Source organism: Streptomyces sp. URMC 127 (genome assembly GCF_051386535.1).
In the GTDB taxonomy this organism is placed as follows: domain Bacteria; phylum Actinomycetota; class Actinomycetes; order Streptomycetales; family Streptomycetaceae; genus Streptomyces.
The window spans coordinates 1-3,155 of record NZ_JBPQTW010000379.1 but is presented as its reverse complement, the minus strand read 5'-3'; the positions used below and the strand labels follow the sequence as shown (position 1 = coordinate 3,155).

2 protein-coding genes are annotated in these 3,155 nt (G+C 74.2%); one reads left to right on the top strand and one right to left on the bottom strand.

The window, feature by feature from the left end; genetic code table 11:
• Nucleotides 1–214 precede the first annotated feature (214 nt).
• On the bottom strand, nucleotides 215–1,333 hold the full coding sequence (serC, locus tag ACSNOH_RS34180) for a phosphoserine transaminase (RefSeq protein WP_436725340.1): 1,119 nt from the start codon (nucleotides 1,331–1,333) through the stop codon (nucleotides 215–217).
• 91 nt (nucleotides 1,334–1,424) lie between these two features.
• On the opposite strand from serC, the gene ACSNOH_RS34175 reads away from it, so the two are divergent.
• Nucleotides 1,425–3,155, top strand: a 1,731-nt coding sequence (locus ACSNOH_RS34175; RefSeq protein ID WP_436725339.1) for an FAD-binding oxidoreductase, incomplete at its 3' end; no start/stop codon positions are given.

Sequence of the window (3,155 nt, the reverse complement as noted above, 5' to 3'; positions counted from 1 at the left end):
GGGAATCCGGGTTCGGGTCGTCCGGCACCGCCGGTGTCCGCCGTTTTGGTTGCTCGCCGTTGCGGCGGATAGTTCTTGCCTGCGGCAAGGGGGCGGGGGCGCGCCTGAGAAGGCCCACACCCCCTGCCGCCGCCACGGCGAACGGCCACCGCGGCGCGGTCCGGCGGTGCCGGAATCGGCCGCGGTGGTCGTCAGGCCTTCCGCCCCGGAGGGGTCAGAGCTGTTCGATCACGTAGTCGATGCAGGCCGTCAGGGCCTCCACGTCCGACGGGTCGATCGCCGGGAACATCGCGATGCGCAGCTGGTTGCGGCCCAGCTTGCGGTACGGCTCGGTGTCGACGATGCCGTTGGCGCGCAGGACCTTGGCGACGGCCGCCGCGTCCACGTCGTCCGTGAAGTCGATCGTGCCGATGACGGCCGACCGCTTGGCCGGGTCGGCCACGAACGGCGTCGCGTGCTTGGACGCCTCGGCCCAGCCGTACAGCGTGCGGGCGGAGGTCGCGGTGCGGCGGACCGCGAAGTCCAGGCCGCCCTGGCCGTTCAGCCACTCCAGCTGCTGGTTCAGCAGGAAGAGGGTGGAGAGGGCGGGGGTGTTGTACGTCTGGTTCTTGAGGGAGTTGTCGATCGCGGTCGGCAGGGAGAAGAACTCGGGGACGTGCCGCCCGGAGGCGGGGACGCGCGCCGCCCGCTCCAGGGCCGCGGGCGAGAAGACCGCGATCCACAGGCCGCCGTCGGAGGCGAAGGACTTCTGCGGGGCGAAGTAGTAGACGTCGGTCTCGGTGATGTCGACGGGCAGGCCGCCCGCGCCGGACGTGGCGTCGACGAGCACGAGCGCGCCCTCGTCGGCACCTTCGACGCGCTTGACGGGCGCCGCGACGCCGGTGGAGGTCTCGTTGTGGGTGAGGGCGTAGACGTCGGCGCCGGCCTCCGCCTTCGGCTCGGGGTGGGTGCCGGGCTCGGAGGAGATGACGGTCGGCTCGGCCAGCCACGGCGCGAGCTTCGCGGCCTTCGCGAACTTGGAGGAGAACTCGCCGAAGGACAGGTGCTGCGACTTGTTCTCGATCAGGCCGTGGGTCGCGACGTCCCAGAAGGCGGTGGAGCCGCCGTTGCCGAGGATCACCTCGTAGCCCTCGGGCAGGGAGAAGAGCTCGCGCACGCCGTCGCGCACCGAGCCGACCAGGTTCTTGACCGGGGCCTGGCGGTGGGACGTGCCGAGCAGAGAGGTTCCGGTGGCAGCCAGCGCGGCGAGCGCCTCCGTACGCACCTTGGACGGGCCCGCGCCGAAGCGACCGTCGGCGGGCTTGATGTCAGCGGGGATCTGGATATCAGCCACGGACGCAGCCTAGTCCGTGCGGAGTTTCCGATCAGTAAAACGTCCGTTCGGTGAGACGGGGAACGCGCTGCCGGCGTGCACTATGGGGGGTATGGCTGATCTTGTGGGGAGTGATGCTGACGCCGTCGGCGGTGGCACCGCCGGCGACGGTGGCAGCGGCGGCCACGGTGGCAACGGCGGCGGCGCGCACCGGAACGGTGGCGACGCGCACCGGGAGGAGCTGGCGGCCGCCCTCCGGAAGGCCGTGCGCGGCGACGTCCGCTTCGGTGCCGGCGACCGGGCCCTCATGACCATGGACGCCTCGAACTACCGCCGCGTGCCCCTCGGCATCGTCGCCCCGCGCGACGCCGGGGACGTCGCGGCCGCGCTCGCCGTCTGCCGCGCGCACGGCGTGCCGGTCGTGGCCCGGGGCGGCGGCACGTCGATCGCCGGCCAGGCCACGGGCACCGGCGTGGTCCTGGACTTCACCCGCCACATGAACGCGATCACGGCGATCGACCCGGAGGCCCGGACCGCCGTCGTCCAGCCCGGCGTCGTCCTCGACGCGCTCCGGTCCGCCGCGGCCGTGCACGGCCTGACGTTCGGCCCCGACCCGTCCACGCACGCCCGCTGCACACTCGGCGGCATGATCGGTAACAACGCGTGCGGCGCGCACTCCGTCGCCTGGGGGACGACAGCCGACAACGTACAGGCGCTGGATGTCCTCACGTACGCGGGAGAGCGGGCCCGCCTCGCGCAGGGCTGGGACGGCCTGCCGGAACGGCTCGCCGACGGCCTCCGCGCCCTGACCGGCGGCCAGTTGGCGCTGCTGCGCACCCGCTTCCCCGACCTCCCGCGCCGCATCTCCGGATACGCACTGGACGCCCTGCTTCCGGAGCGCCGCACCGACGTGGCCCGCGCCTTCACCGGCAGCGAAGGCACGCTCGGGGTACTGACGGAGGCGACCGTACGCCTCGTGCAAGCGCCGCGGGCGCGCGCCCTTGCCGTGCTGGCCTACGCGGACGAGAGCGCCGCCGCGGACGCCGCGCACCTGCTCCTGCCGCACGGGCCGCTCACGGTCGAGGGCATGGCCGCCGACCTGGCCGGCCCCGCGGCGGCCGGGCTGCCGCGGGGCGCGGCCTGGCTGTTCGCCGAGACGGGCGGGAACACGGCGGCCGAGGCCCGGGCGCGGGCCGAGGAGATCGTACGGGCCGCCGCCGCGGACACCACGGGCTCCGTGGTGGTCACGGACGCGGCCGGGCAGCGCGCCCTGTGGCGCGTACGGGACGACGCCGCCGGCACCGCCACCCGCATGCCCGACGGCACCGAAGCCTGGCCCGGCTGGGAGGACTGCGCCGTCCCGCCCGCCCGCCTCGGCGCCTACCTGCGCGACTTCCGCGCCCTCCTGCGCCGCCACGGCCTGCGCGGCGCGCCCTACGGCCACTTCGGCGACGGCTGCATCCACGTGCGCATCGACTTCGACCTGCTGAGCACGGACGGGGTGCGGCGCTTCCGCGACTTCTCCGGCGAGGCCGCGGAGCTGGTCGTCGCCCACGGGGGATCCCTGTCCGGCGAGCACGGCGACGGACAGGCCCGTGCCGAACTCCTGCCGAAGATGTACGGGGCCGACGTCGTCCGGCTCTTCGCGCGCTTCAAGGACCTCTGGGACCCCGACGGCGGCCTCAACCCGGGCATGCTCGTACGCCCGCACGCGCTGGACGAGAACCTCCGCTTCGACGTGCTGCCGCGGCGGCCGCTTCCGGTGGCCTTCGCGTACGCGGACGACGGCGGGGACTTCGCGGGGGCGGTGAGGCGGTGCGTGGGGGTGGCGAAGTGCCGGGAG